At 72.4% G+C, this 24,835-nt stretch carries 19 protein-coding genes; 3 read left to right on the forward strand and 16 right to left on the reverse strand.

What is annotated here, in order from left to right; translation table 11 throughout:
* Positions 1-466 precede the first annotated feature (466 nt).
* Positions 467-3,598, forward strand: a complete 3,132-nt coding sequence (gene ileS / locus ADK60_RS21330; protein WP_045938176.1) for an isoleucine--tRNA ligase — start codon at positions 467-469, stop codon at positions 3,596-3,598.
* A gap of 161 nt (positions 3,599-3,759) precedes the next feature.
* Here ileS and ADK60_RS21335 read toward each other — a convergent pair whose 3' ends face one another.
* The 16 genes from ADK60_RS21335 to rsmH all read right to left on the reverse strand — a co-directional run bounded on the left by ADK60_RS21335 (position 3,760) and on the right by rsmH (position 22,431).
* Positions 3,760-5,100 (reverse strand): DivIVA domain-containing protein, encoded by a 1,341-nt coding sequence (locus ADK60_RS21335; protein ID WP_053648152.1) that lies wholly within the window; start codon positions 5,098-5,100, stop codon positions 3,760-3,762.
* Positions 5,101-5,159: 59 nt separating this feature from the next.
* A complete protein-coding gene (locus tag ADK60_RS21340; RefSeq protein ID WP_030301231.1) occupies positions 5,160-5,441 on the reverse strand; it encodes a YggT family protein in 282 nt (93 codons plus the stop codon).
* A 91-nt stretch (positions 5,442-5,532) separates the two neighbouring features.
* Positions 5,533-6,135 carry a cell division protein SepF gene (locus tag ADK60_RS21345; RefSeq protein WP_030391444.1) on the reverse strand — a complete coding sequence of 201 codons (603 nt, stop codon included), beginning with the start codon at positions 6,133-6,135 and terminating at the stop codon, positions 5,533-5,535.
* Between the two features lie 227 nt (positions 6,136-6,362).
* Entirely contained in the window at positions 6,363-7,169 is an 807-nt protein-coding gene (locus ADK60_RS21350) for a YggS family pyridoxal phosphate-dependent enzyme (RefSeq protein ID WP_078896203.1), read from the reverse strand.
* Positions 7,169-7,900: a peptidoglycan editing factor PgeF gene (gene pgeF, locus ADK60_RS21355; RefSeq protein WP_199839711.1), complete on the reverse strand. Its 732-nt coding sequence runs from the start codon at positions 7,898-7,900 to the stop codon at positions 7,169-7,171. Before pgeF ends, ADK60_RS21350 begins: the two co-directional genes overlap by 1 nt.
* A complete protein-coding gene (gene ftsZ / locus ADK60_RS21360) occupies positions 7,897-9,126 on the reverse strand; it encodes a cell division protein FtsZ (RefSeq protein WP_053648154.1) in 1,230 nt (409 codons plus the stop codon). The genes pgeF and ftsZ overlap by 4 nt, the downstream gene beginning before the upstream one ends.
* Positions 9,127-9,535: 409 nt before the next feature.
* Complete coding sequence (locus tag ADK60_RS21365) at positions 9,536-10,312, reverse strand: cell division protein FtsQ/DivIB (RefSeq protein WP_052708814.1); 777 nt, start codon at positions 10,310-10,312, stop codon at positions 9,536-9,538.
* Positions 10,305-11,411 (reverse strand): undecaprenyldiphospho-muramoylpentapeptide beta-N-acetylglucosaminyltransferase, encoded by a 1,107-nt coding sequence (murG, locus tag ADK60_RS21370; protein WP_053648156.1) that lies wholly within the window; start codon positions 11,409-11,411, stop codon positions 10,305-10,307. The genes ADK60_RS21365 and murG overlap by 8 nt, the downstream gene beginning before the upstream one ends.
* Positions 11,412-11,417: 6 nt before the next feature.
* Positions 11,418-12,794, reverse strand: a complete 1,377-nt coding sequence (gene ftsW / locus ADK60_RS21375) for a putative lipid II flippase FtsW (RefSeq protein ID WP_052708817.1) — start codon at positions 12,792-12,794, stop codon at positions 11,418-11,420.
* A 74-nt stretch (positions 12,795-12,868) separates the two neighbouring features.
* Positions 12,869-14,341, reverse strand: a complete 1,473-nt coding sequence (gene murD / locus ADK60_RS21380) for a UDP-N-acetylmuramoyl-L-alanine--D-glutamate ligase (RefSeq protein WP_053648157.1) — start codon at positions 14,339-14,341, stop codon at positions 12,869-12,871.
* Positions 14,338-15,399, reverse strand: a complete 1,062-nt coding sequence (gene mraY, locus ADK60_RS21385) for a phospho-N-acetylmuramoyl-pentapeptide-transferase (protein ID WP_045938193.1) — start codon at positions 15,397-15,399, stop codon at positions 14,338-14,340. Before mraY ends, murD begins: the two co-directional genes overlap by 4 nt.
* Positions 15,399-16,799, reverse strand: a complete 1,401-nt coding sequence (locus ADK60_RS21390) for a UDP-N-acetylmuramoyl-tripeptide--D-alanyl-D-alanine ligase (RefSeq protein ID WP_053648159.1) — start codon at positions 16,797-16,799, stop codon at positions 15,399-15,401. Before ADK60_RS21390 ends, mraY begins: the two co-directional genes overlap by 1 nt.
* A complete protein-coding gene (locus ADK60_RS21395; RefSeq protein ID WP_079008582.1) occupies positions 16,796-18,448 on the reverse strand; it encodes a UDP-N-acetylmuramoyl-L-alanyl-D-glutamate--2,6-diaminopimelate ligase in 1,653 nt (550 codons plus the stop codon). Before ADK60_RS21395 ends, ADK60_RS21390 begins: the two co-directional genes overlap by 4 nt.
* 6 nt (positions 18,449-18,454) lie before the next feature.
* On the reverse strand, positions 18,455-20,821 hold the full coding sequence (locus tag ADK60_RS21400; RefSeq protein ID WP_079008583.1) for a peptidoglycan D,D-transpeptidase FtsI family protein: 2,367 nt from the start codon (positions 20,819-20,821) through the stop codon (positions 18,455-18,457).
* Entirely contained in the window at positions 20,818-21,384 is a 567-nt protein-coding gene (ftsL, locus tag ADK60_RS21405) for a cell division protein FtsL (protein ID WP_199839712.1), read from the reverse strand. The genes ADK60_RS21400 and ftsL overlap by 4 nt, the downstream gene beginning before the upstream one ends.
* Before the next feature lie 72 nt (positions 21,385-21,456).
* A complete protein-coding gene (gene rsmH, locus ADK60_RS21410) occupies positions 21,457-22,431 on the reverse strand; it encodes a 16S rRNA (cytosine(1402)-N(4))-methyltransferase RsmH (RefSeq protein ID WP_045938196.1) in 975 nt (324 codons plus the stop codon).
* Between the two features lie 507 nt (positions 22,432-22,938).
* On the opposite strand from rsmH, the gene ADK60_RS21415 reads away from it, so the two are divergent.
* Positions 22,939-23,481, forward strand: coding sequence for a beta-class carbonic anhydrase (locus ADK60_RS21415; RefSeq protein WP_045938197.1), 543 nt, complete (start codon positions 22,939-22,941; stop codon positions 23,479-23,481).
* 382 nt (positions 23,482-23,863) lie between these two features.
* Entirely contained in the window at positions 23,864-24,835 is a 972-nt protein-coding gene (locus tag ADK60_RS21420) for an AAA family ATPase (RefSeq protein ID WP_045938222.1), read from the forward strand.

A 24,835-nucleotide genomic window follows, 5' to 3' on the forward strand; every position in this document is an offset into this window, starting at 1 on the left:
CCGGTTCCCGGCGGCCTCCAGTGCCGGAACGATAATCCCGATCAAAAATGGTCACAACATGACATACCGACGCCTCACCATGATCCCACCCAGCCAGCCGCCACACGCGACACGCCCACCGCGCCGAACAGAGTTGTGCCCCCCGCCCCGGCGCGCCGAAACCGACTTGCGACGGCCGATACACTGGGCCTGCAAGGCGCAGATGGGGACGAGTACCGCAGTACGCAGCCACCAGCGACCCGGGGACGGTGCGAGCCCGGGGGTGTGCACCGCGCGAAGATCACCCCGGAGCCGCCGGAAGAACGGTCCGCGATCCCCTTCGTCGGCCCGCTAGACCCGGCAGCAAGCCCAAACAAGAGGGCCGCGGACAGCATCGCGGCCAAGGAGGGTGGTACCGCGGGGCGGCATGCCGTCTCGTCCCTCCGTCGGATCCCGTCCATGCATCCGCCGGAGGTAGACGCCCGTCATGGCCAGCTCCTACAACCCCGTCCCCGCGCAGGTCGACCTGCCCGCCCTCGAACACCGGATCCTGTCGTTCTGGCAGGACAACAAGGTCTTCCAGCGCAGCCTGGAGCAGTCCGAGGGCCGCCCCGAGTGGGTCTTCTACGAGGGGCCGCCGACCGCCAACGGCATGCCCGGCGCCCACCACATCGAGGCCCGCGTCTTCAAGGACGTCTTCCCGCGGTACCGGACGATGAAGGGCTACCACGTCGCCCGCAAGGCCGGCTGGGACTGTCACGGCCTCCCGGTGGAGCTCGCCGTCGAGAAGGAGCTCGGCTTCTCCGGCAAGCAGGACATCGAGGCGTACGGCATCGCCGAGTTCAACGCCAAGTGCCGCGATTCGGTGACCCGCCACACCGACGCCTTCGTCGAGCTCACCAACCGGATGGGGTACTGGGTCGACCTCGACCAGGCCTACCGCACCATGGACCCGTCCTACGTGCAGTCCGTCTGGTGGTCGCTCAAGCAGATCTTCGACAAGGGCCTGCTGGTCCAGGACCACCGGGTCGCCCCCTGGTGCCCGCGCTGCGGCACCGGCCTCTCCGACCACGAGCTGGCCCAGGGCTACGAGACCGTCGTCGACCCCTCGGTCTTCGTCCGCTTCCCGCTGACCAGCGGCCCGCTGGCCGGCCGGGCCGCGCTGCTGGTCTGGACCACCACCCCGTGGACCCTGGTCTCCAACACCGCCGCCGCCGTGCACCCCGAGGTCACCTATGTGGTGGCCACCGACGGCACCGAGCAGCTGGTGGTCGCCGAGCCGCTGCTGGCCAAGGCCCTCGGCGAGGGCTGGGAGGCCACCGGCGAGTCCTTCACCGGCGCCGAGATGGAGCGCTGGGCCTACCGCCGCCCGTTCGACCTGGTCGAGATCGAGAACGCGCACTACGTCCTCAACGCCGAGTACGTCACCACCGAGGACGGCACCGGCATCGTCCACCAGTCGCCCGCCTTCGGCGCCGACGACCTCGCGACCTGCCGCAAGTACGGCCTGCCGGTGGTCAACCCGGTGCTGGCCGACGGCACCTTCGGCCCCGAGGTCCCGCTGGTCGGCGGCCAGTTCTTCAAGAAGGCCGACGAGGCCCTGGTCGCGGACCTCAAGGACCGCGGCCTGCTCTTCCGCCACCTCCCGTACGAGCACAGCTACCCGCACTGCTGGCGCTGCCACACCGCGCTGCTGTACTACGCGCAGCCGTCCTGGTACATCCGCACCACCGCGGTCAAGGACGCGATGATCCGGGAGAACGAGGCCACCAACTGGTTCCCGGACAACGTCAAGCACGGCCGCTTCGGCGACTGGCTGAACAACAACATCGACTGGGCGCTCAGCCGCAACCGCTACTGGGGCACCCCGCTGCCGATCTGGCGCTGCGAGGAGAACCACCTCACCTGCGTCGGCTCGCTGGCCGAGCTGTCCGAGCTCACCGGCACCGACCAGGGCGGCCTCGACCCGCACCGCCCCTTCATCGACGAGGTCACCTTCGACTGCCGCGAGTGCGGCGGCACCTCGACCCGGGTGCCCGAGGTCATCGACGCCTGGTACGACTCGGGCTCGATGCCCTTCGCCCAGTACGGCTACCCGTACCAGAACAAGGAGCTGTTCGAGAAGCGCTACCCGGCGCAGTTCATCTCCGAGGCGATCGACCAGACCCGCGGCTGGTTCTACACCCTGATGGCCGTCGGCACCCTGGTCTTCGACAAGAGCTCGTACGAGAACGTCGTCTGCCTGGGCCACATCCTGGCCGAGGACGGCCGCAAGATGTCCAAGCACCTGGGCAACATCCTGCAGCCGATCCCGCTGATGGACCAGCACGGCGCCGACGCCGTCCGCTGGTTCATGGCCGCCGGCGGCTCGCCCTGGTCGGCCCGCCGGGTCGGCCACGGCACCATCCAGGAGGTGGTCCGCAAGACCCTCCTCACCTTCTGGAACACCGTCGCCTTCCAGGCCCTGTACGCCCGCACCTCCGGCTGGGCGCCGTCCGCGGGCGACCCGGCCCCGGCCGACCGCCCGCAGCTGGACCGCTGGGTGCTCTCCGAGCTGAACACCCTGGTCCGCGAGGTCGACGCGGCCTTCGAGGCCTACGACACCCAGCGCGCCGGCAAGCTGCTCTCCACCTTCGTCGACGACCTCTCCAACTGGTACGTCCGCCGCGGCCGCCGCCGCTTCTGGCAGGGCGACGCCGCCGCGCTCGCCACCCTGCACGAGGCGCTGGAGACCGTCACCCGGCTGATGGCCCCGCTCACCCCGTTCATCACCGAGCAGGTCTGGCAGGACCTGGTCGTCCCGGTCGTCCCGGACGCCCCGGCCTCGGTCCACCTGGCCTCCTGGCCGGAGGCGGACGAGTCGCTGATCGACACCGACCTCTCCCGCCACATGGCGCTGGTCCGCCGGCTGGTCGAGCTGGGCCGGGCCACCCGCGCCGAGTCGGGCGTGAAGACCCGCCAGCCGCTGTCCCGCGCGCTGGTCGCCGCCCAGGGCTGGGACGAGCTGCCCGAGGACCTGCGCGCGCAGATCGCCGAGGAGCTCAACGTCTCCGCCCTGGAGTCGCTCGCGAACGTCGGCGGCTCGCTGGTCGACACCACCGCCAAGGCCAACTTCCGCGCGCTGGGCAAGCGTTTCGGCAAGGGCGTGCAGGACGTCGCCAAGGCGGTCGCCGCCGCGGACGCCGCCCGGCTCGCCGCCGAGCTGCGCGCCGGGGGCACCACCTCGGTCGAGCTGAACGGCGAGACGGTGGCCCTGTCCCCGGACGAGGTGATCATCACCGAGACCCCGCGCGAGGGCTGGGCCGTCGCCAACGAGTCCGGCGCCACCGTCGCGCTGGACCTCGCGATCACCCCCGAGCTCAAGCGCCTCGGCGTCGCCCGGGACGCGATCCGCCAGATCCAGGAGGCCCGCAAGAACTCCGGCCTGGACGTCGCCGACCGGATCGTCCTGCGCTGGCGGGCGACCAACGACGAGACCGCCGAGGCCATCGCCGAGCACGGTGCACTGGTCGCCGAGGAGGTGCTCGCCACCGACTTCGCCGCCGGCGCCGCCGACTGGGAGTCCGACACCTTCGCCGACGAGTCCCTCGGCCTCGCCTTCCAGCTGCGCAAGGCCTGACCGACTCCGGAGCCGCCGTCGCCCACCGGGCGGCGGCGGCTCCGCCGTTCCCCCTCCGCCGCACCCGAGCACCCGCGGAGACAGGCCCCCGCGCACACGAAAGCGCCCCCTCCCCGACCCCGAAGGGTCGAGCAGGGGGCGCCTGTGCCGACGGCTACCGCTTAGTTGTCGCCGTCCTCGTCGATCAGGAAGCCCCGCATCGGAGCCGGCGCCTGCTGCATCGGCTGCGGCGGCTGCGGCCGGACGGCCGCCATCGGCTGGGTCATCCCGGCCGGCTGCATCTGCGGCGCACCCGAGTTGCCCGCGGAGGACGGCCCGCCGAAGCTCGGCGCACCGTTCCCGCCGAAGGCGCTCTGCCCGCCGAAGGACGGCTGGCCGCCGAACGACTGCTGGCTGCCACCGAAGCTCGGCGACGGGCTGCTCATCGCGCTCGCACCGGCCGGAGCCATCGACGACGCGGCCGGCGGCAGCGAAGCGGTGGCCGGGATCCGCGGCGGCGCGAGCGAGTCGTCCGCCTGCGACTCCAGCTGACGCAGCTGGGTCTCCAGGTAGGACTTCAGGCGCGTCCGGTACTCACGCTCGAACGCCCGCAGGTCCTCGACCTTGCGCTCCAGCGTGGCGCGGGCGGACTCCAGCGAGCCCATCGCGACGCGGTGCTTCTCCTGCGCGTCCCGCTCCAGCGCGTCGGCCTTGGCACGGGCGTCCCGCTCCAGGCCCTCGGCGCGGCTGCGCGCCTCGCCGACGATCTTGTTGGCCTCGGAACGGGCCTCGGAGATCGCCTGGTCCGCGGTCTGCTGGGCGAGCGCCAGCACCCGGGCGGCGCTGTCGCCACCGGGGTTCTGCTGCTGCTGCATCGGGGCGCCCATCGGGCCGCCCATCTGCTGCGGGCCGCCCATGGGGCCGCCCATCTGCTGCATCTGCTGCTGGCCCATGCCCTGGCCCATCGGGTTGCCCATGCCCTGCGGGCCACCGGGGCCGCCCATCGGCTGGAGCATCTGACCGCCCATCGGCTGGACCAGCTGCTGCTGGCCGCCCATGGTCTGGCCCATCTGCTGCTGGCCGGGGCCGCCCATCGGGCCGCCCTGACCGGCGGGGAGCTGCGGGGCGCCGGACGGCAGGCCGAGCGGCTGGTTGCCCATCTGCTGCTGCTGCTGCGGGCCGGGACCCATCTGCTGCTGCTGCGGGCCGCCGGGGCCCATCTGCTGCTGCGGACCGGGGCCACCCTGCTGGCCGGGAACCGGCGGGCCGGATATGGCGGCCGGCACCGGGGCGCCGGGGCGCGCGTCCTGCGGCGGCTCCTTGCGCATGTTGGCCTGGTTCTGCGCGGCGGCACGGGTCGCGGCGGCCAGCTTGGCGCGCAGGTCCTCGTTCTCGCGGAGGAGACGGGTCAGCTCCGCCTCGACCTCGTCGAGGAAGGCATCGACCTCGTCCTCGTCATAGCCTTCGCGCAGGCGGACGGTCGTGAACTGCTTGTTCCGAACGTCCTCGGGGGTCAATGGCATCTCTTCACCTCAACGTGATCGTCGGCACACCGGCATCCTGTCGCATCGCTCACCTACGACTAGGGCCGCACAAGCGAGATCAGGACATACACAATGATCATCAGTACGAAGAAGGACAGGTCGAGCGCCACGCCCCCGAGACGCAACGGCGGAATGAACCGCCGCAGAAGCTTGAGCGGCGGATCCGTGACAGTGTACGTGGCCTCCAGGACCAGGACCATGGCCTTGCCGGGCCGCCACGAACGCGCGAACTGGAAGACCCAGTCCATCACCAGCCGCACGAGCAGGAACACCAGGAAGACGGTCAGTGCGTAATAGAGCACCGCCCACACGATCTCCATCGCGCTTCCCTCTCCCCGGTTGTCGGCCCTTGGGCCGCTCGCTGTCGCTAACTCACTGTCGATCAGATCCACACGTAAAGTCGTGGTCGGGTCAGCTCTGGTTGAAGAACCCACCCTCGGCGATCCGAGCCTTGTCCTCCGCCGTGACATCGACGTTAGCAGGCGACAGGAGGAACACCTTCTGCGTCACGCGCTCGATACTGCCGTGCAGACCGAAGACGAGTCCAGCGGCGAAGTCTACGAGCCGCTTGGCATCGGTGTCGTCCATCTCGGTCAGATTCATGATCACAGGAGTCCCGCCACGGAACTGTTCCCCGATGGTACGGGCCTCGTTGTAGGTCCTCGGGTGCAGCGTGGTGATGCGGTAGGGCTCTCGTTCGTTCACTACCTTGGGCATGATCACCGGGGCGCTCTTCTCCAGGTTGTGGCGGCGTTCGGGTGTGATGGACGACACTGGTGCCATCCTCGGGGTCTCCTGGCGAATCGGGACCGCGGCCGGCACCGGCTGCGGGGTGATGGAGGAGACCGGCGCGGGCGCCGGGGAGGCCGGCCGCGGAATGTCCTCGGTCCGTCCGGTCCGGATCGGCTCGGGATCCGCGTCGTAGTCGTCGTCGGGGTCGTACCCCTGGCCGTCGTACGTCTCGTCCTCCACGAGGCCGAGGTAGACCGCCATCTTGCGCATTGCGCCGGCCATGCTCCTGTCTCCTCCGCTTGTGGTGGACCGACTCCGTCCCGACGGCCGGGCCGAACGGCCCCGTCCGCGGATTCCGCGGTCCGCCCACGACGCTTCGTCAGGCCGACGGCCAATCAGAGTTCGTGGATGAGGGCCGCGGAGCTGCGATCCACGGTTGGCTAGCGCTCCGATAAGCTGCTAGCTTCTGTCCTATTTTGTCCTGCAGTCTGATCTACTACCCGGTGACGTTACCTGAGGGGTGACCGCACTCCGAGTACCGCCGTTCCGACGCGCACATGTGTCGCTCCGGCGGCAATGGCCTGCTCCAGATCGCCGCTCATCCCTGCCGAGACCATGGTGGCAGCCGGATGGGCCGCCCGTACGGCGGTTGCGATTTCCGCCAGCCGATCGAAGGCCGCGGCCGGATCACCGGCCAGCGGGCCCGCGAGCGGAGCGACCGTCATCACACCGTCCATGCGCAGTCCGGGCGTGTCGGCGATCGCGTCGGCCAGTGCGAGGACGTCCGCCGGGGCGACCCCGGCACGGTGCTCGCCCTCGCCGGCCTCCTTGTCCAGCGCCACCTGCACCAGGCAGCCGAGGTCGGCGCGTCCGGCCTTGGCGACCGCGGCGCCGAGCGACTCCACCAGCCGCGCCCGGTCCACCGAGTGGACGTAGTCCGCGTACCGGACGACCGAGCGGACCTTGTTGGTCTGCAGCTGGCCGACGAAGTGCCAGTCAAGAGGAAGGTTTCTGCACTGCTCCGCCTTGGGCGCGGCGTCCTGGTCGCGGTTCTCCGCGACATCGGTGGCGCCCAGCCCGGCCAGCAGCGCGGTGTCCTCGGCGGGGTAGGTCTTGGTGACCACGATCAGACGGACCTCGTCGCGGGCCCGCCCGGCGGCGGCGCAGGCGTCGGCGATCCGCCGCTCGACGACCTCCAGGTTGGTACCGAGTTCCTCGTACCGGGCCCGCTGGCCCTCCGTCAGCGCGTCCAGCCAGGACTTGTCCGGGAATCGGGCGGAATCGCCCGGGAACGGTCCGTAGATGTCATTCGTCATCAGTGTGAAGAGCCCAACCAGACGTAGCTCGCGAGCCGGCCCGTGCGCTGCTCGCGCCGATAGGAGTAGTGGTCGGCGGATTCGAGGGTGCAGACCGGTGACAGCACCGGCCCGGTGACACCCGCGGCGGCCAGCTGGGCCGCGACTCCCGCCGGCACGTCCAGGGCCGGGGTCCCCCAGGAGGTCTCCGCGTGGGCCGCGGGCACCCGCCCGGCGACCTCGGCCCGCAGCTGCGCGGGCACCTCGTAGCAGCGGCCGCAGACGGCGGGGCCGGTGGCGGCGGTGATCCGCGCGGGCTCGGCGCCGAGCGCCACCATCGCCCCGACCACCGCCGGGACCACGCCGGCCGCGAGGCCGGGCCGTCCGGCGTGGGCCGCCCCGACCACCCCCGCGACCGGGTCCGCCAGCAGCACCGGGGTGCAGTCCGCGGTCAGCACCGCCAGCGCCAGCGGCCGGTCGGTGACCACCGCGTCGACCGCCGGGGCCTCCCCCGCCGGCTGGCGCTCCGTCACCACGGCGACCTCCGCCCCGTGCACCTGGTTCATCCACACCACGTCGGCCGGGTCCAGGCCGAGCTCGCGGGCCGCGATCGCCCGGTTCTCCAGGACGGCCGCCGGGTCGTCCCCCACCGCGCCGCCGAGGTTCAGCTCCCCGTACGGCGAAGTGCTCACCCCGCCCCACCGAGTGGTGAAGGCGAAGTGAGCACCGTCGCGGACCGCGTGGTCGATCACTTAAGGAAGTCCGGCACGTCGAGTTCCTCGGCCGGGCTCTCCACGAACGGCTGCCGGGCCGGCTGCACCTGCGGCGGCACCGGGGCGGCCGTGGTGGTGGCCGGCGACTCGGCCGAACGGGAGGAGGAGGCGCTGTCGCCCTCCGAGCGGGAGGTGACCGAGCCGATGCCGCCGTACGAGGGGCGGCCGGCCGGACGCTCGGGGGTGCCCGAGGAGGCCGGCGGGTTGGCCGGGGTCGCGCTCGCCTTGACCACCGGCTCGCGGACGATCGCCGGCGGCTGGCCGCCGTCGAAGCCCGCCGCGATGACGGTGACCCGGACCTCGTCGCCCAGGGCGTCGTCGATGACGGCACCGAAGATGATGTTGGCCTCGGGGTGGGCGGCCTCGCTGACCAGCTGGGCGGACTCGTTGATCTCGAACAGGCCGAGGTCGGAGCCGCCGGAGATGGACAGCAGCACGCCGCGGGCGCCGTCGATCGAGGCCTCCAGCAGCGGCGAGGAGATCGCCATCACGGCGGCCGCCTTGGCACGGTCCTCACCGCGGGCCGAGCCGATGCCCATGAGCGCCGAACCGGCGTCCGACATGACGGACTTGACGTCGGCGAAGTCGAGGTTGATCAGGCCCGGGGTGGTGATCAGGTCGGTGATCCCCTGGACGCCGGAGAGCAGCACCTGGTCGGCGGAGCGGAACGCGTCCAGCACGCTGACCTGGCGGTCCGAGATGGACAGCAGCCGGTCGTTGGGGATGACGATGAGGGTGTCGACCTCTTCGCGCAGGGAGGCGATGCCGTCCTCGGCCTGGTTGGCGCGCCGCCGGCCCTCGAAGGTGAACGGACGGGTGACCACGCCGATGGTCAGCGCGCCCAGCGAGCGGGCGATGTTGGCGACGACCGGCGCGCCGCCCGTGCCGGTGCCACCGCCCTCGCCGGCGGTGACGAAGACCATGTCGGCCCCCTTGAGGACCTCCTCGATCTCCTCGCGGTGGTCCTCGGCGGCCTTCCGGCCGACCTCGGGGTTGGCGCCGGCGCCGAGGCCCCGGGTGAGTTCACGGCCCACATCGAGCTTGACGTCGGCGTCGCTCATGAGGAGGGCCTGCGCATCGGTGTTGATCGCGATGAACTCGACGCCCTTGAGACCGACCTCGATCATCCGGTTGATGGCGTTGACACCACCGCCGCCGATACCGACGACCTTGATGACTGCGAGGTAGTTCTGCGGTGCTGCCACGTCGAAGGCCTCTCGCCTCGAATTTCCAGGTCGGCCCGAATGCCCGATCAGGGCCGGACCGACGGATGTCGATGGGTAGGGAGCCTGGTTCCTGACGTAATGTCCGAAATGCCGACCGCCGACCCCAACCCTAAACTTGACCTTTAGGGTTAGTGCTGTGCCTCTGTCAGATCACCAGGGAACACAGTCTGGTGAGACAGGACACTAGGTGGCTCCGGCCACGTGTTTCAACGAACACGCCGAGCTTCCCTTTTTCTTTTGAGCCTATGTGATCATCGACCGGCGGATGACACCGGGGTGACCACCAAGGGTCGGGCCGACACGAACCCGCGTCAACCCCGCCCGCAGCCCGCCGCCGTCCTTCCGACGACGCGCTCCACGCGCACCCCTGCGCACAGAACCTACCGGATCATCCGGACACCGCAGGCGCGTCCGGAGCGCTCACATCGAAGTTCGTACCCTTCTGACGCAGCAGCGCCACCAGCACCCGGGCTTTGCGATCCGTCTGCTCGGGACTCCCCCAGCGCACCGTCGCACCCCCGGCCAACTGCAGCTGGATGTCGTCGAACGAATGCACCAGAACGGCCCCGGCCCGCTGCCGGACCTCCTCCGGCAGCCCGGCCGCCACCGCCACCGCGCCCTCCACCAGCTGCGTCCGGCCGATCACCGACTCGGTGTCCAGTGCCTGCTGGCTGAGCCTCAGCTCCACCACGGGCACCCCGGACGGGGCGGCCGGCTCGGTGGCGAAGCTCACTCCGACCGCGTCGACCTGGGTGAAGCGGCCGTCCTCGCCCTTCACCGCGGCGACCGCCGTGCGCTGGGTGACCTTCACCCGGAGGGTGTTCGGCCAGCCCCGCCAGACCTCCGCCCCGGCCACCCGGGGGATCGCCTCCACCCGCGCGCGGGCGTCGTCGAGGTCCACCCGGGCCAGCGGCCCCGAACCGACCCCGCCGATCGCCGTCCTGACCTCGTCGGCCGTCAGCCGCTCGTCCTGGAGGCCCTGCACCGCGACGGAGCGCACCTCCAGCACCGAGGAGAAGAAGACCAGCCAGGACAGCACTCCGAACAGCAGCGCGACCAGGGCGCCCAGCACCACCACACCCCGCCGGGAGAGCCGAAGCCGAGGAGCGTGCTCCTCGGCCTCGAACTCCTCGTCCAGGGGGTCGGCGAGCCGGGCGTCAGCCACGACGACGGCCGCCCCGGGCAGCCTCGATGGCCTCGTAGACCATGCCGACGAGCAGCTCGTCGGCATCCCGGCGGCCGAACTCGGCGGCCGACCGGCTCATGTCCCAGAGCCGCTGCGGGTCCGTCAGCACCGGCAGCACGTTCTGCAGCACCCAGTCCGGGGTCAGCTCGGCGTCGTCCACCAGCAGGCCGCCGCCGGCCTTCACCATCGGCTGGGCGTTCAGCCGCTGCTCGCCGTTGCCGATCGGCAGCGGCACGAAGGCGGCCGGCAGGCCGACCGCGGCCAGCTCGGCCACCGTCATGGCACCGGCCCGGCAGAGCATCATGTCGGCCGCCGCGTAGGCGAGGTCCATCCGGTCCAGGTACGGCACCGCGCGGTACGGCGGCATCCCGGGGATGTCGTCCACCTGGGGCAGCTCGTTCTTCGGGCCGACCGCGTGCAGGATCTGCACCCCGTACTGCTGGAGCCGGGGGGCGATCGCGGTGATCGTCTCGTTCAGCCGGCGGGCGCCCTGCGAGCCGCCGGTGACCAGCAGGGTGGGCAGCCGCTGGTCGAGGCCGAAGTAGTGCCGCGCCTCCGGGCGGGCCGCGTTCCGGTCCAGGGTCGCGATGGTCCGGCGCAGCGGGATGCCGATGTACCGGGAGTCGCGCAGCTTGCTGTCCGGCGTGGAGACGGCGACGAAGTCGCTGTACCGGGCGCCGATCTTGTTGGCCAGGCCGGGCCGGGCGTTGGCCTCGTGCACCACGATCGGCACCCCGGCCCGCTTGGCGGCCAGATAGGCGGGCATCGCGACGTAGCCGCCGAAGCCGACCACGGCGTCCGCGTTCACCCGCTCGATGATCTCCTGGGCGGCCCGGACGGTGCCGCGCAGCCGGCCCGGTACGGTGATCAGCTCGGGGGTGGGCTTACGGGGCAGCGGGACGGCCGGGATCAGCTCCAGCTGGTAGCCGCGCTCGGGGACCAACCGGGTCTCCAGGCCGCGCTCGGTGCCGAGGGCGGTGATCCCGACGGACGGGTCGTGCCTGCGGAGGGCGTCCGCGAGGGCCATGGCCGGCTCGATGTGACCGGCGGTCCCCCCGCCGGCGAGTACGACATGCACCGAAATTCACCGCTCCCTGCGTGCCGGTCCTGGGACCGGGCGCGCTGTGGTTCGTCGTCGTGGCAGCACCCGGGCCAGCTGCTTCCTGATCCGGGAGTTCTTGCTCCGGGCGGCCAGGGCCGCCTTCGCGCCCGAGCTGCTGCGTGCCAGGCAGAGCAGCACCCCGATCGCGGACATGGCCGACAGCATGGCGGAACCGCCGTAGGAGAACAGCGGGAGCGGGACGCCCGCGATGGGCAGCAGTCCCAGCGCCGACCCCAGGTTGATCACGGCCTGAGCCATGATCCAGGTGGTGGCGGCCCCCGCGGCGTACCTGACGAAGGGATCCCTCGTACCGATGGCCACACGGATACCCGCGTAGCCTAGTGCCGCGAAGAGACCGATCACCGACAGCGTCCCCACCAGACCCAGTTCCTCGCCGGTGGTGGCGAAGATGAAGTCGGTGTGCGCCTCCGGGAGCTGGCCCCATTTCTCGACGCCGGCGCCGAGTCCGGAGCCGAACAGGCCCCCGAGGCCGAACGAGTAGACGCCGTGCAGGGCCTGGAAGCAGGCGCCGGCCGGGTCGAGCTTGGTCACCCCGATGCAGGAGAGCCGCTCGGCCCGGTGCGGGACGGTGACGACGAGCGCGGTGCAGACCACCACGGCCACCCCGAGGGTGGCGACGAACAGCCGCAGCGGCGCTCCGACCATCCACAGCAGCCCGAACAGCATGGCCACCAGGATCATCGTGGTGCCCATGTCGCCGCCGAGCATGATCAGCACGATCAGCAGCAGGGTGCCGGGCACCAGCGGGATCAGCAGGTGCTTCCACTCGCCGAGGGTGTTGGTCCGCTGCTTGCGGGCCAGCAGGTCGGCGCCCCAGAGCACGAGGGCGAGCTTGGCGAACTCGGAGGGCTGGAACTGGAACACGCCGAAATCCAGCCAGTTCCGGTTGCCGTTGACCTCCATGCCGATGCCGGGGATCGCCACCAGCACCATGGCCCCGATCACCGCGAGCATCACCGGGTAGACGATCACCCGCAGCACGGCCACCGGGACGAGGGCGAAGCCGAGCAGCAGCGCGAAGCCGAGGACCACGGCGAGCAGCTGCTTGTAGAAGTAGAACTGGGTCGAGCGGTGCTGGCCCAGCGCGAGGATCTGCGAGGCCGAGAAGACCATCATCAGACCGAGCACGACCAGCAGCAGCGCCGTACCGGCGATCAGCAGGTACGGCGTCAGCGGCCGGTCCAGGGTGTACCGCGCACGGGCCCGGAAAGCCTGCAGGCGGGCCAGCGGACCGGCCGACTTGTAGGCGGTGGTGGTGGCCGAGATCACCCGCAGGGACTCGGCCGGGCGCCCCTTCTCCGGCGCGCTCGAACCACCCGCCCTGCCGCTCCCGGCCACAACGCTCCCCTTTTTTCGTGCCTGGTCGGCCTCCGGCCGGGCGCGGCGACGGCGGCCGGAGGCCGTCCGTCCCGCTACTTCTCCCCGTCCGCCAGCTCCCGGACGGACGCGGCGAAGAGGTCTCCGCGCTCGCCGTAGTTGGTGAACATGTCCATCGAGGCACAGGCCGGGGCCAACAGCACCGTGTCACCCGTTCGGGCGAGCGAGGCGGCCGCGCGGACCACCTCGGTCATCGCCACCGCGCCAGTCTGGCCCTCGGCCGCCTCGATCACCGGGACATCCGGCGCGTGTCGCGCCAGCGCCTCCCGGATCAGCGCGCGGTCCTCGCCGATCAGCACGGCGGCCCGCAGCCGGTCGGCCGCGTCCCGGACCAGGTCGTCGAAGGACGCGCCCTTGGCCAGGCCGCCGGCGATCCAGACCACCGGCCGGTACGCGGCCAGCGAGGCCGCGGCGGCGTGGGTGTTGGTCGCCTTGGAGTCGTCGATCCAGGTGACCCCGTCGACCACCGCGACCTCGGCGATCCGGTGCGCGTCCGGGCGGAAGGCCCGCAGGCCCTCGCGGACCGCCTTCGGCTCCACGCCGTAGGCGCGGGCCAGCGCGGCGGCGGCCAGCGCGTTGGTGATGTTGTGCGGGGCCGGCGGGTTGACGTCCTCGACCGAGCCGAGCTCGGCGGCGTTCTTGGCCCGGTCGGACACGAACGCCCGGTCCACCAGCAGGCCGTCGACCACGCCGAGGTTCGACAGGGCGGGCGCGCCGAGGCCGAAGCCGATCGCGCGGCAGCCCTCCTCGACGTCGGCCTCGCGGACCAGCGCCTCGGTGGCCGGGTCGGCCAGGTTGTACACGCAGGCGACGGTGTTGCCCTGGTAGATCCGGCCCTTGTCGGCGGCGTACGCCTCCATCGAGCCGTGCCAGTCCAGGTGGTCGGGGGCCAGGTTGAGCACGGCCGCCGAGTGCGGGCGCAGCGAGGACGCCCAGTGCAGCTGGTAGCTGGAGAGCTCGACGGCGAGCACGTCGTACGGCTCCTCGGCGAGCACCGCGTCCAGCACCGAGACGCCGACGTTGCCGACGGCGGCGGTGCGCAGGCCCGCGGCGGTCAGGATCGAGGCGAGCATCTGGACGGTGGTGGTCTTGCCGTTGGTGCCGGTGACGGCCAGCCAGGGGGCCGGCTCGCCGGTGGCGGGGTGCGGCCTGCGCAGCCGCCAGGCCAGCTCGACGTCGCCCCAGATGTCGAGGCCGGCCCGGTCGGCGGCCTCGAACAGCGGGCTGCTCGGCGGCCAGCCGGGCGAGGTGACGACCAGCCGGGTGCCCTCGGGCAGGGTGTCGCCGTCGCCGAGGCGGACGGTGACGCCGAGCGCCTCCAGCTCGGCCGCGCGGGCCTTCAGCCCCTCGCCGGAGCCGCCGTCGACGACCGTGACCAGGGCGCCGAGGCCGTGCAGGACCCGGGCGGCGCTGATGCCGGAGACTCCGAGCCCGGCGACGGTGACCGGCAGGCCGGACCAGTCGGGCAGGTCGGCGGCCCGGCGCTCGGGCCGGTCGGAGTCGGTCATCCGGTCACCCATCCCGCGTAGAAGAGGCCGAGGCCGACGGCCACGCACAGGCCCTGGATGATCCAGAACCGGACCACGACCAGGACCTCGCTCCAGCCCTTGAGTTCGAAGTGGTGCTGCAGCGGGGCCATCTTGAAGACGCGCTTGCCGGTCATCCGGAACGAGCCGACCTGGATGATCACCGAGAGGGTGATGATCACGAAGAGGCCGCCCAGCAGGACGAGCAGGATCTCGGTGCGCGAGCAGATCGCCAGACCGGCCAGCGCACCGCCGAGGGCCAGCGAGCCGGTGTCGCCCATGAAGATCTTGGCGGGCGAGGTGTTCCACCAGAGGAAGCCGAAGCAGGAGCCCATCAGGGCGGCCGCGACCACCGCGAGGTCCAGCGGGTCGCGGACGTCGTAGCAGTTGGCGGTGGCCGAGGCGACGTAGGCGCAGCTCTGGCCGTACTCCCAGACACCGATGAAGGTGTAGGCGCCGAAGGCCATCACCGAGGCACCGGTGGCCAGGCCGTCCAGACCGTCCGTCAGGTTGACGCCGTTGGAGGTCGCGGCGATCAGGAAGTACGCGAAGATGACGAACAGGACCGGGCCGACGGCCCACTCGAAGTCCCGGACGAAGGAGAGGTGCTCCGAGGCCGGGGTACGGCCCGCGTTGTCGGGGAACTGCAGCGCCAGCACCGCGAACGCCAGGCCGACGATGGACTGGCCGGCCAGCTTGGCCTTGGCCCGCAGGCCCAGGGAGCGGCGCTTGACGACCTTGATGTAGTCGTCGAGGAAGCCGACCAGGCCCAGACCGGTCGTCAGGAACAGCACCAGCAGGCCGGAGGCGGTCGGGCTCTCGCGCGTTATCGCCTTGGTGGCGAAGTAGGCGATCAGGGTCGCCAGGATGAACGCGATGCCGCCCATGGTGGGCGTGCCCTTTTTGCTGTGGTGCGCCTTGGGGCCGTCGTCACGGATGTACTGGCCGTAGCCCTGCCGGGCGAGCAGCTTGATCAGCGCGGGGGTACCGGCCAGCGACAGGATCAGACCGATCATGCCGGAGAAGAGGATCTGCTTCATTACTCGGCCGCACCGTCCGCGAGGAGGGCCTCGGCCACCTTCTCCAGCCCCACCGAACGGGACGCCTTCACCAGCACCACATCCCCCGGCCGCAGCTGACTGCGCAGCAGTTCGACCGCCGCGTCCGCGTCGGACACCAGCACCGACTCCTCACCCCACGAACCTTCGTTCCTCGCGCCCAGTTCCATGCAGGCCGCCTCGCGTCCGCCGACCGCCACCAGCTTGGTGACGTCGAGCCGGACCGCGAGCCGCCCGATGGCGTCGTGCTCGGCCAGGCTGTCCTCGCCGAGCTCCCGCATCTCGCCGAGCACCGCCCAGGTACGACGGCGCTCCGGGCCGCGCCCCCCCATCGAGATCAGCGCCCGCAGCGCGGCCCGCATCGAGTCGGGGTTCGCGTTGTAGGCGTCGTTGACGACGGTGACACCATCGGCCCGGTCGACGACCTCCATGCGCCAGCGGGACAGCGCACCCGCCTCGCTCAGTGCTTCGGCGGTGTCGTCGACGGTCATCCCGAGCTCCGTCGCCACCGCTGCGGCGGCGAGGGCGTTCGAGACGTGGTGCTCACCGTACAGGCGCAGCTGCACGGGTGCGGAACCGGCCGGGGTGCTCAGCGTGAACGATGGACGTCCGGTGGAGTCGAGGCGAACATCCCGTGCCCGGACCTCGGCCTCGGCGGACTCGCCGAAGTACACCACCCGGGCCTTCGTCCGGGAGGCCATCGCGCGCACCAGGCGGTCGTCCGCGTTGAGGATCGCGACGCCGTCGGCGGGCAGGGCCTCGACCAGCTCGCCCTTGGCCTCGGCGATCGCCTCCTGGGAGCCGAACTCGCCGACGTGGGCGGTGCCGACGTTGAGCACCAGGCCGATCCGGGGCGGGGTGATCGAGGTGAGGTACTCGATGTCGCCCTTGTGCCGGGCACCCATCTCCAGCACCAGGTGCCGGGTGGTGTCCTCGACCCGCAGGGCGGTCATCGGGTGGCCGATCTCGTTGTTGAGCGAGCCCGGCGGGTAGACGGTGTCGCCCAGGCGCTGGAGCAGCTGGGCGATGAGGTCCTTGGTGCTGGTCTTGCCGGCCGAGCCGGTCAGCGCGACCACGGCGGCGTCGGCGCGGCCGACCACGGCGCGGGCGAGCTTGCCGAGCGCGTCCACCACGCTGTCGACCAGGACGGTCGGACCGCCGACCGGACGGGAGGCCAGCACCGCGACGGCACCGGCCGCGAGCGCCCGGTCCGCGTAGTCGTGGCCGTCCACGTGCTCGCCGACGAAGGCCGCGAAGAGCCCGCCGGGGCGGACCTTGCGGGAGTCGACCTCGACCGGGGCGGTCACCAGGGCGTCCGGGTCGGCGTCGGCCAGGGTTCCCCCGACTGCGGCGGCCACCTCGGCGAGGGTCAGTGCGATCACGGCTGCTCTACTCCTCGGGTACCCCGGGCGGCCGTGGTCCGCGCGATGGATTCGCGCAGCACCTCCCGGTCGTCGAAGGGGCGGATCTCGTCTCGTACGTACTGGCCGAGCTCGTGGCCCTTGCCGGCCACCAGCACGGTGTCGCCGGCCTGGGCCCGGGCGACCGCCAGCTCGATCGCCTCGGCGCGGTCCGGCACGACCAGGACGGCGCCGCGCTCGGCCTCGGGCACCGCGGCGGCGCCGTTCAGCATGGTGGCGAGGATCGCCAGCGGGTCCTCGCTGCGCGGGTTGTCGCTGGTCAGCACGGCGGTGTCGGCGAGCCGGGCAGCAATACCGCCCATCGGGGCGCGCTTGTGCGGGTCGCGGTCGCCGCCGCAGCCGACCACCACGTGCAGCCGACCCTTGGTGACCTCGCGCAGCGAGCCGAGGACGGCCTCCAGGGCGTCCGGCTTGTGGGCGTAGTCGACCACCGCGACGTACGGCTGTCCGGCATCCACCCGCTCCAGCCGGCCGGGTACCCCGGGGACGGCGGCGATGCCGGCCACGGCCGACTCCAGCGGGAGTCCGGCGGTGGCCAGCAGCACGATCGCGGCCAGCGCGTTGGCGACGTTGAAGGGGCCGGGCAGCGGGACGGCGGCGTCCGCCTCGACGCCGCCGGGGCCTAGCACCCGGAAGGTCGAGCCGACCGGGCCGAGCTGGACGTCCACCGCGCGCCAGTCCGCCTCCGGGGCGCCGGTGGCGGAGAAGGTGGCGACCGGGATCTTCGCCTCGGCGGCGAGCCGGCGGCCGTAGGCGTCGTCCAGGTTGACCACGCCGGCGCGGGACTTGCCGGGCTGGAAGAGCCGGGCCTTCGCCTGGAAGTAGTCCTCCATGTCCGGGTGGAAGTCGAGGTGCTCGGGGGTCAGGTTGTTGAACAGCGCGACGTCGTAGACCACGCCGTCGGTGCGGCCGTAGACCAGGGCGTGGCTGGAGACCTCCATGGTCACCGCGTCCGCGCCGCGCTCGCCCATCACGGCGAGGATCGCGTGCAGGTCGGTGGCCTCGGGGGTGGTGCGCTCGCTCTTGATCCGCTCGTCGCCGACGCGCATCTCCACGGTCCCGATCACCCCGGGGTGGCGCCCGGCGCCGCGCAGGCCGCCCTCGACCAGGTAGGAGGTGGTGGTCTTGCCGTTGGTGCCGGTCAGTCCGATCATCAGCAGCCGCTCGGAGGGGCGGTCGTAGACGGCCGCGGCGAGCTCGCCCATCCGGGCCCGGGGCCGGTCGACGACCAGCAGCGGCAGACCGGTGCCGGCCGCCAGCTCGGCTCCCGCCGGGTCGGTGAGCACCGCGACGGCGCCGGCTCCGGCGGCCTGTCCGGCGAAGGCCGCGCCGTGGTGGTTGGCCCCCGGGAACGCCACGTAGAGGTCGCCGGGGCGGACCTCGCGGGCGTTGTGGGTGACGCCGGTGACCTCGGGCCCCTCCACGGGGTCCAGGCCCAGCAGACGGGCGACCTCGGCGAGCGTCCGGGCGCCGGTCCGCGCGGGGCGGGGCGGGCTCACGGTGTTTTGATCGGGTTTCGGCACGGCGGAGAGGCTATCCGCCGAAGGGTGTCCAGGGCCAAACCGGCCCTTTTGCGCACCGGCGGCCGCACCCGCCAGGTCGTTGTCCATGGTCGATCACGGCTTCCACTCGACGGGCAGGTTGGGCGCCTCGCTCCCGCTCGGCGGGACCTGGAGGGTCTTGAGGGTGAACTCCATCACCTGCTTGAACACCGGGCCGCACAGCTGGCCGCCGAAGTGGCCGTTGACCGGGTCCTGGATCACGCAGGAGACGGTGACCCGGGGCTGATCGGCCGGCGCGAAGCCGATGAAGGAGGCGGTGTACCCGCGGTACCCGCCGTTCTTCGGGTCCACCCGGTTGGCGGTGCCGGTCTTGCCGGCCACCCGGTAGCCCGGGATCGCGGCCTTGCCGCCGGTGCCCTGCTCGTCGGAGACGACCGATTCCAGCATCTCGGTGAGGGTCTTCGCGGTCTGCTCGCTCACCACCCGGGACTGCGCGCCCGCCGGTGCCGGGGAGTACTTGCCGTCCGGCGCGGTGGTGCCCTGGACCACGCTGGGTGCCACCCGCACACCGCCGTTGGCGATGGTGGAGAACACCGAGGTCGCCTGGAGCGCGTTGACCGACAGGCCCTGGCCGAACGGGATGGTGTACTGCTTGGACGCCTTCCAGTCCTCCGGCTTGTCGAGCAGTCCGGCGGTCTCGCCGGGGAAGGCCAGACCGGTCTGCTGGCCGATGCCGAACTTCCGCAGGTAGTCGTAGAGGACCCGGTTGGCCTCGGGCTGGGTGGCGCCGAGGGTCTGGGCGGCCTCGATGGTGCCGATGTTGGAGGACTTGGCGAGCACGCCGGCCAGGGTCAGGTACCAGGTGTCGTGCTCGACGTCGTCCTTGAACGCCACATCGCCGCGCACCAGCGGGTACGGCACGGTCACCTTGGTGTCCCAGGTGGCCTTGCCGGTGTCCAGGACGGCCGCCATGGTCATCAGCTTGGCGGTGGAGCCGGGCTCGTAGGCGTCCTGCAGGGCCGTGTTGCCGAGCTGCGAGTTCTTGGCCGTGCTCAGGTCGTTCGGGTTGAAGCCGGGCGAGGTCGCCATGGCCAGGACCTGGCCGTTCCTGACGTCCTGGACGATCACATAGCCCTTCTCCGCCCCGGCGTTGGCGACCTGGTCGGTGATGGCCCGCTGGGCGGCCCACTGGATGTCCCGGTTGACGGTCAGCCGCAGGTCGGTGCCGGGCACGGCGGGCTCCAGCGAGCCGCCCGCGGTCGGCACCAGCCGGCCGCCGGCCTGGGCGTAGCTGCTGTGGCCCTCCTTGCCGGCCAGCTGGTTCTGGTACTGCTGCTCCAGCCCGCCCGCGCCCTCGCCCTCGGCGTTGACGAAGCCCACCAGGTTCGCGGCCAGCCCGTCGGAGGGGTAGACCCGCTTCTGGGTGTCCCGGTTGAAGACGCCGGCCAGCGGGTTGACGCACTCGTTGTCGACCCGGGTCCGGCCGCCCTCGTCGACGGACTTGTTCAGCAGCCGCTTCTGGGCCTGGCAGGCACGCGAGCCGGCCTGCTTCTCCAGGCTGGACTTGAGGTCGGTGATCTGGTTCTTGACGTCCGGGGTCTGCTGGGCGGCGAGCCGCTTGTAGCGGGTCTTGGGGGTGTGCAGGTCGGCGGCGATCCTCTCCTTGGGCAGGCCGAGGATCGGGGCCAGCAGCGCGGCCGCCTGTTCGGGGGCGTCCGGGATGCCGGCCGCCTCCGGGGTGAACATGGCCGGGTCGGCGGTGATGTCGTAGGCGTCCACGGTGGTGGCCAGCGCGACGCCGTCGGCGGACGTTATCGAGCCGCGCTCGGCGGTGATCGGGATGTTCAGGTAGCGGTTGGTGTTGGCGTCGGAGGCCAGCGCGTCCGAGTCCAGCAGCTGGAGCTGGACCAGCCGCCCGGCGAAGACCGAGAACACCACCGACAGCACCACGGTGATCACCCGCAGCCGGCGGCGCGGATCGGCCAGCCGGATCCCCCGGGGGGCCGGACGGCGCTGCGGGGGGCGCCGGCGCGGCGGCGCACCGGCCGGCGGGCGCCCCTCGGCGCGGCGCTGCTGCGGGGGGCGGACCCCGCGCACGGCGGGGCGGACCGTCGCGGCCGACGGCTGACCGCCGCGTGCGGGGCGGCCCTCGGCGGACTGCGGACGGGGCTGGCGGGCCCTGGCGGGCTGGTCCTTCGGGGACTGCCCGCGCGCGCCCTGGCCCCTGGCGGCCGACGGCTTCGGCGGCTGCGACTTGGCGGCCGCCGGCCTGGGCGCCTGCGACTTGGGCGGCTGCGACCTGGGCGGCTGGGGCTTCGCGGGCTGCGCCCCGGGGGGCTGCGGCTTGGGACTGCGGGCCCGTCCGGCGGCCGGCGGCTTGCCGCCGGACTGTCCGCGCGGGACACCCGGGCGCGGCGCGGCGCCCTTGATCGTCCGGCGCCCGCCGGCGCCGCCGCCGGAGGGCTGACGGGGCGTGCTCATCGGGCGCCACCCCCGCCCGCGGCCGGGGCCGGCCTGGCCGGGCCGGGGTTGACCTGCACGGTGACGTCGCCGCCGGTGCCCGGCGCGGCCGGCGCCGCCGGGGAGGGCTGCGCACTCGGCTGAGCGGTCGGCTGCGCACTCGGCTGGGCCGGCGCGGGCTGCTTTCCGGGCCACGGTTCCACGGTGGACCGTTTCACCGGCGGACTGTCCTGGGCCGGCTTGGGCGTGCCGACCACCGCGCCGCCGTTCGGCAGGTCGAGGAAGGCCATCCCGCCGGCCGGCACCATGCCCAGCTCGACGGCCCGGCGCGACAGCGCGTCCGGCGCGGAGTTCTGGTCGATCTGGTGCTGGAGCCCCTGCTGCTCGTCGGTCAGCACGGTGGTCTGCCGGTTCAGCCGCGACAGCTCGAAGGAGCCCTCGTTGAGCGCGGTGTTCAGGGCGAGCAGCCCGAGCAGCCCCGCCCCGAGCAGCAGCACCACCAGCACCGCGAACGGCGTCCGCCCCCGTACCGACCGGCCCGGGCGCACGGTGATCCGCGCCCTGCCGCCCTGCCCGGGGAGCACCCGGCTCCCCGCCCCGCCTCCGGCCACCGGCCCCACTGCCTTCCTCCGCCCTTCGGACCGCCCCGGTTCCGGTCAGCCCCGGGTGCTTCGGTCCCTGATCCTCTCCGCCACCCGCAGCCGCACGGGTGCGGCACGCCGGTTCTCCTCGATCTCCTCCTCGGTGGCCTGCTCGGCACCGCGGGTGATCAGCTTGAGCCAGGGCTGGTGCTCCTCGGGGACGAACGGGAGCCCGGGCGGCGCGGTGCTGGTCGCGCCCGCCGCGAGGTACTGCTTGACCAGGCGGTCCTCCAGCGACTGGTAGGACATCACGACGATCCGTCCGCCGAGCGCCAGCACGTCCAGCGCCCCGGGGATCGCCCGGTCCAGGACCTCCAGCTCGCCGTTGACCTCGATCCGCAGCGCCTGGAAGGTCCGCTTGGCCGGGTTGCCGCCGGTGCGGCGGGTGGCGGCCGGGATGGCGTTCCGCACCAGATCGACCAGACGCGCGCTGTTGGTGAACGGTTCCTTCTCGCGCTCCCGGAGGATGACCGAGGCGATCTTCCCGGCGAACCGCTCCTCGCCGTACACCTTGAGGATCCGGGCCAGCTGGCCGTGGCTGTAGGTGTTGAGCACCTCGGCCGCGCTGATCCCCCGGGTCTGGTCCATCCGCATGTCCAGCGGCGCGTCCTGCGCGTACGCGAAGCCCCGGTCGGCCTCGTCCAGCTGCATCGAGGAGACACCGAGGTCGAACAGGATGCCGTCGACCCTCGGGATGTCCAGGCGGTCCAGCACCTCGGGGATCTCGTCGTAGACCGCGTGCACCAGGGTGGCCCGGTCGCCGAAGCGGGCCAGCCGCTCGCCGGAGAGCTTGAGCGCGGCCGGGTCGCGGTCCACCGCGACCAGCCGGACGTCCGGGAACTGGGTGAGCAGCGCCTCGCTGTGTCCGCCGAGGCCGAGCGTGGCGTCCACCACCACCGCGCCGGGCCGGGAGATCGCCGGGGCCAGCGCGTCCATGCACCGCTGCAGCATCACCGGGACGTGCTTGGGACCCGGATCGTTGGTGGTCATGCGCTGTGGCGCCCTTCCTCGGTGCGAAAGCCGCCCGATATCCGGGGAGCCCCGCCCATTCTGTCCCACCGTGGGGCGGAGCCGTCGCACGGGCCGGGCCGCGCGGCCCGTGGTCCCCGCCCGCTCCTGGGGAAGGCCGTGCCCGCCCGGCGCCGGGGAAGGTGCGCCAGGTTGGTACGGGGAGCGGGTGGAGGCCGCGGGCCGCGTCGGTCGCGCACGGCCGGAAAGGCCCGGTTGACGGGCCTCGGCGGGTGTGCTCCACTGCGCCGCAACTCTATCGCGCGCGCCCCTCCAGTCAATGGTCCGCTCCGGCGCACCACCCGGGCGGCGGAACGGATCACCGCAGGTCGCGAGGGTGCTCGTGGCACATGCCAGCCGCCGGACCGCGACCGGCCGGACGGCGGGCGCCCCGGCGGACGGCGTTGTGGATATGCCCTCGGTCACAAGCGCCCGCTCTGTAGCAATCAGCCCCACCACGACCGGGTAAATCGCACTAACGTCTTCACCATGACAGTGACCCCCGACCGGCCCACGCCGACCGCCGCTGCCGATTCCGCCACCCCGACCATCATCGACCGCTTCGTCGCCTCCAACCGCGACTACGCGGTGACCTTCCGGGACGGCGGCATGGACGCCCGCCCCGTGCAGAAGATCGCCGTGGTGGCCTGCATGGACGCCCGCCTCGACCTGTTCGCCGCCCTCGGCCTCGAACTCGGCGACGCCCACGTCATCCGCAACGCGGGCGGCGTGGTCACGGACGACACCATCCGCTCCCTGACCATCAGCCAGCGCGCCCTCGGCACCCGCTCGGTCGCGCTGATCCACCACACCGGCTGCGGCCTGCTCGGCCTCACCGAGGACTTCCGGCGCGAGCTGGAGCTGGAGGTCGGCCAGCGCCCGCAGTGGGCGGTCGAGGCCTTCGTGGACCTCGACGGCGACGTCCGGCAGTCCATGCAGCGGGTCCGCACCTCCCCGTTCCTGCTGCACACCGACGACGTGCGCGGCTTCGTGTTCGACGTCCACACCGGTCTGCTGCGCGAGATCGACTGATCCCCTGCCCGCCCGACCGGCCCGGCCAACGGCGTCCGGGCCGCCGGACGCCCCCGGCCCGGCGCCGAGGGAACGGGCGGGCGGCCCCGCCCGGAGGCGGGCGGACGGGAACAGGGTGACTTCCTCCGCCGCGCAGGGGAGAATGCGCCTGCCGGTCTGACCCCGAACCACCTGGGGCGGCCTGCCGCAGGCCGTAACCCGGCACCGGCTCCCCCACACGGAACCGCGACCGGAGAGGCCGCGTCCAGCATGGGGTGGGGGCCGGGCTCGGACGGAGCCGGTCGTTGGTGTGCCAGGGAGCGTACGGGTGACGAGCTACAGCGATCAGGCCGGTATCGACGGTCGTGCGGGAGGCGACCGGGAGGCGGCGGACCACCGCCCGATCGGTCTGCCGGAACTCGCCGCCGTCGTCGACCGGATCCGGGGCAACATCGAGAGCGTGATCGAGGGCAAGCCGGAGGCCGTCCGGATCGCCCTGACCGTCCTGCTCGCCGAGGGCCACCTGCTGCTGGAGGACGTGCCCGGCGTCGGCAAGACCATGCTGGCCAAGGCACTCGCCCGCTCGGTCGACTGCACCGTGCGGCGGATCCAGTTCACCCCGGACCTGCTGCCCTCGGACGTCACCGGCACCAACATCTTCGACCAGCAGCAGCGCGACTTCGAGTTCCGCCCCGGCGCGATCTTCGCCCAGATCGTGGTCGGCGACGAGATCAACCGCGCCTCGCCGAAAACCCAGTCCGCGCTGCTGGAGTCGATGGAGGAGCGCCAGGTCACCATCGACGGCACCAGCTACGAGCTGCCCTCGCCGTTCATGGTGGTCGCCACCCAGAACCCGGTGGAGATGGAGGGCACCTACCCCCTCCCGGAGGCCCAGCGGGACCGCTTCATGGCCCGGATCTCGATGGGCTACCCCAGTGCCGAGGCCGAGTTCGCCATGCTCGACGTGCACGCCGGCGCCAGCCCGCTGGACGACCTCCAGCCGGTCGCCCACGCCGCCGACATCCTCAAGCTGATCGACCTCGTCCGCACCGTGCACGTCGCCGACCCGGTCCGCCGCTACGCCGTCGACCTGGTCGGCGCCACCCGCAACAGCCACGAGCTGCGCCTCGGCGCCTCCCCCCGGGCCACCCTGCACCTGGTCCGGGCGGCCCGCGCCGCCGCCGCCCTGGACGGCCGCGACTACGTCACCCCGGACGACATCCAGCGCCTCGCGGTGCCGGTGCTCGCCCACCGTCTGATGCCGACCGCCGAGACGCAGCTCAGCCGCCGCACCTCCGAGCAGATCGTCACCGACCTGGTCGCCCGTCTGCCGCTGCCGCGCCCGCAGGGCGGCCCGGCCGTCCGGAGGGGCTGA

The organism is Streptomyces sp. XY431, assembly GCF_001279805.1.
GTDB lineage: Bacteria > Actinomycetota > Actinomycetes > Streptomycetales > Streptomycetaceae > Kitasatospora > Kitasatospora purpeofusca.

Coding starts and splice junctions, on each gene's coding strand:
- ileS (WP_045938176.1), top strand. CDS start 467: ATGGCCAGCTCCTACAACCCCGTCCCCGCGCAGGTCGACCTGCCCGCC.
- ADK60_RS21335 (WP_053648152.1), bottom strand. CDS start 5,100: ATGCCATTGACCCCCGAGGACGTTCGGAACAAGCAGTTCACGACCGTC.
- ADK60_RS21340 (WP_030301231.1), bottom strand. CDS start 5,441: ATGGAGATCGTGTGGGCGGTGCTCTATTACGCACTGACCGTCTTCCTG.
- ADK60_RS21345 (WP_030391444.1), bottom strand. CDS start 6,135: ATGGCCGGCGCAATGCGCAAGATGGCGGTCTACCTCGGCCTCGTGGAG.
- ADK60_RS21350 (WP_078896203.1), bottom strand. CDS start 7,169: ATGACGAATGACATCTACGGACCGTTCCCGGGCGATTCCGCCCGATTC.
- murD (WP_053648157.1), bottom strand. CDS start 14,341: ATGACCGACTCCGACCGGCCCGAGCGCCGGGCCGCCGACCTGCCCGAC.
- mraY (WP_045938193.1), bottom strand. CDS start 15,399: ATGAAGCAGATCCTCTTCTCCGGCATGATCGGTCTGATCCTGTCGCTG.
- ADK60_RS21395 (WP_079008582.1), bottom strand. CDS start 18,448: ATGGACAACGACCTGGCGGGTGCGGCCGCCGGTGCGCAAAAGGGCCGG.
- ADK60_RS21400 (WP_079008583.1), bottom strand. CDS start 20,821: ATGAGCACGCCCCGTCAGCCCTCCGGCGGCGGCGCCGGCGGGCGCCGG.
- rsmH (WP_045938196.1), bottom strand. CDS start 22,431: ATGACCACCAACGATCCGGGTCCCAAGCACGTCCCGGTGATGCTGCAG.
- ADK60_RS21415 (WP_045938197.1), top strand. CDS start 22,939: ATGACAGTGACCCCCGACCGGCCCACGCCGACCGCCGCTGCCGATTCC.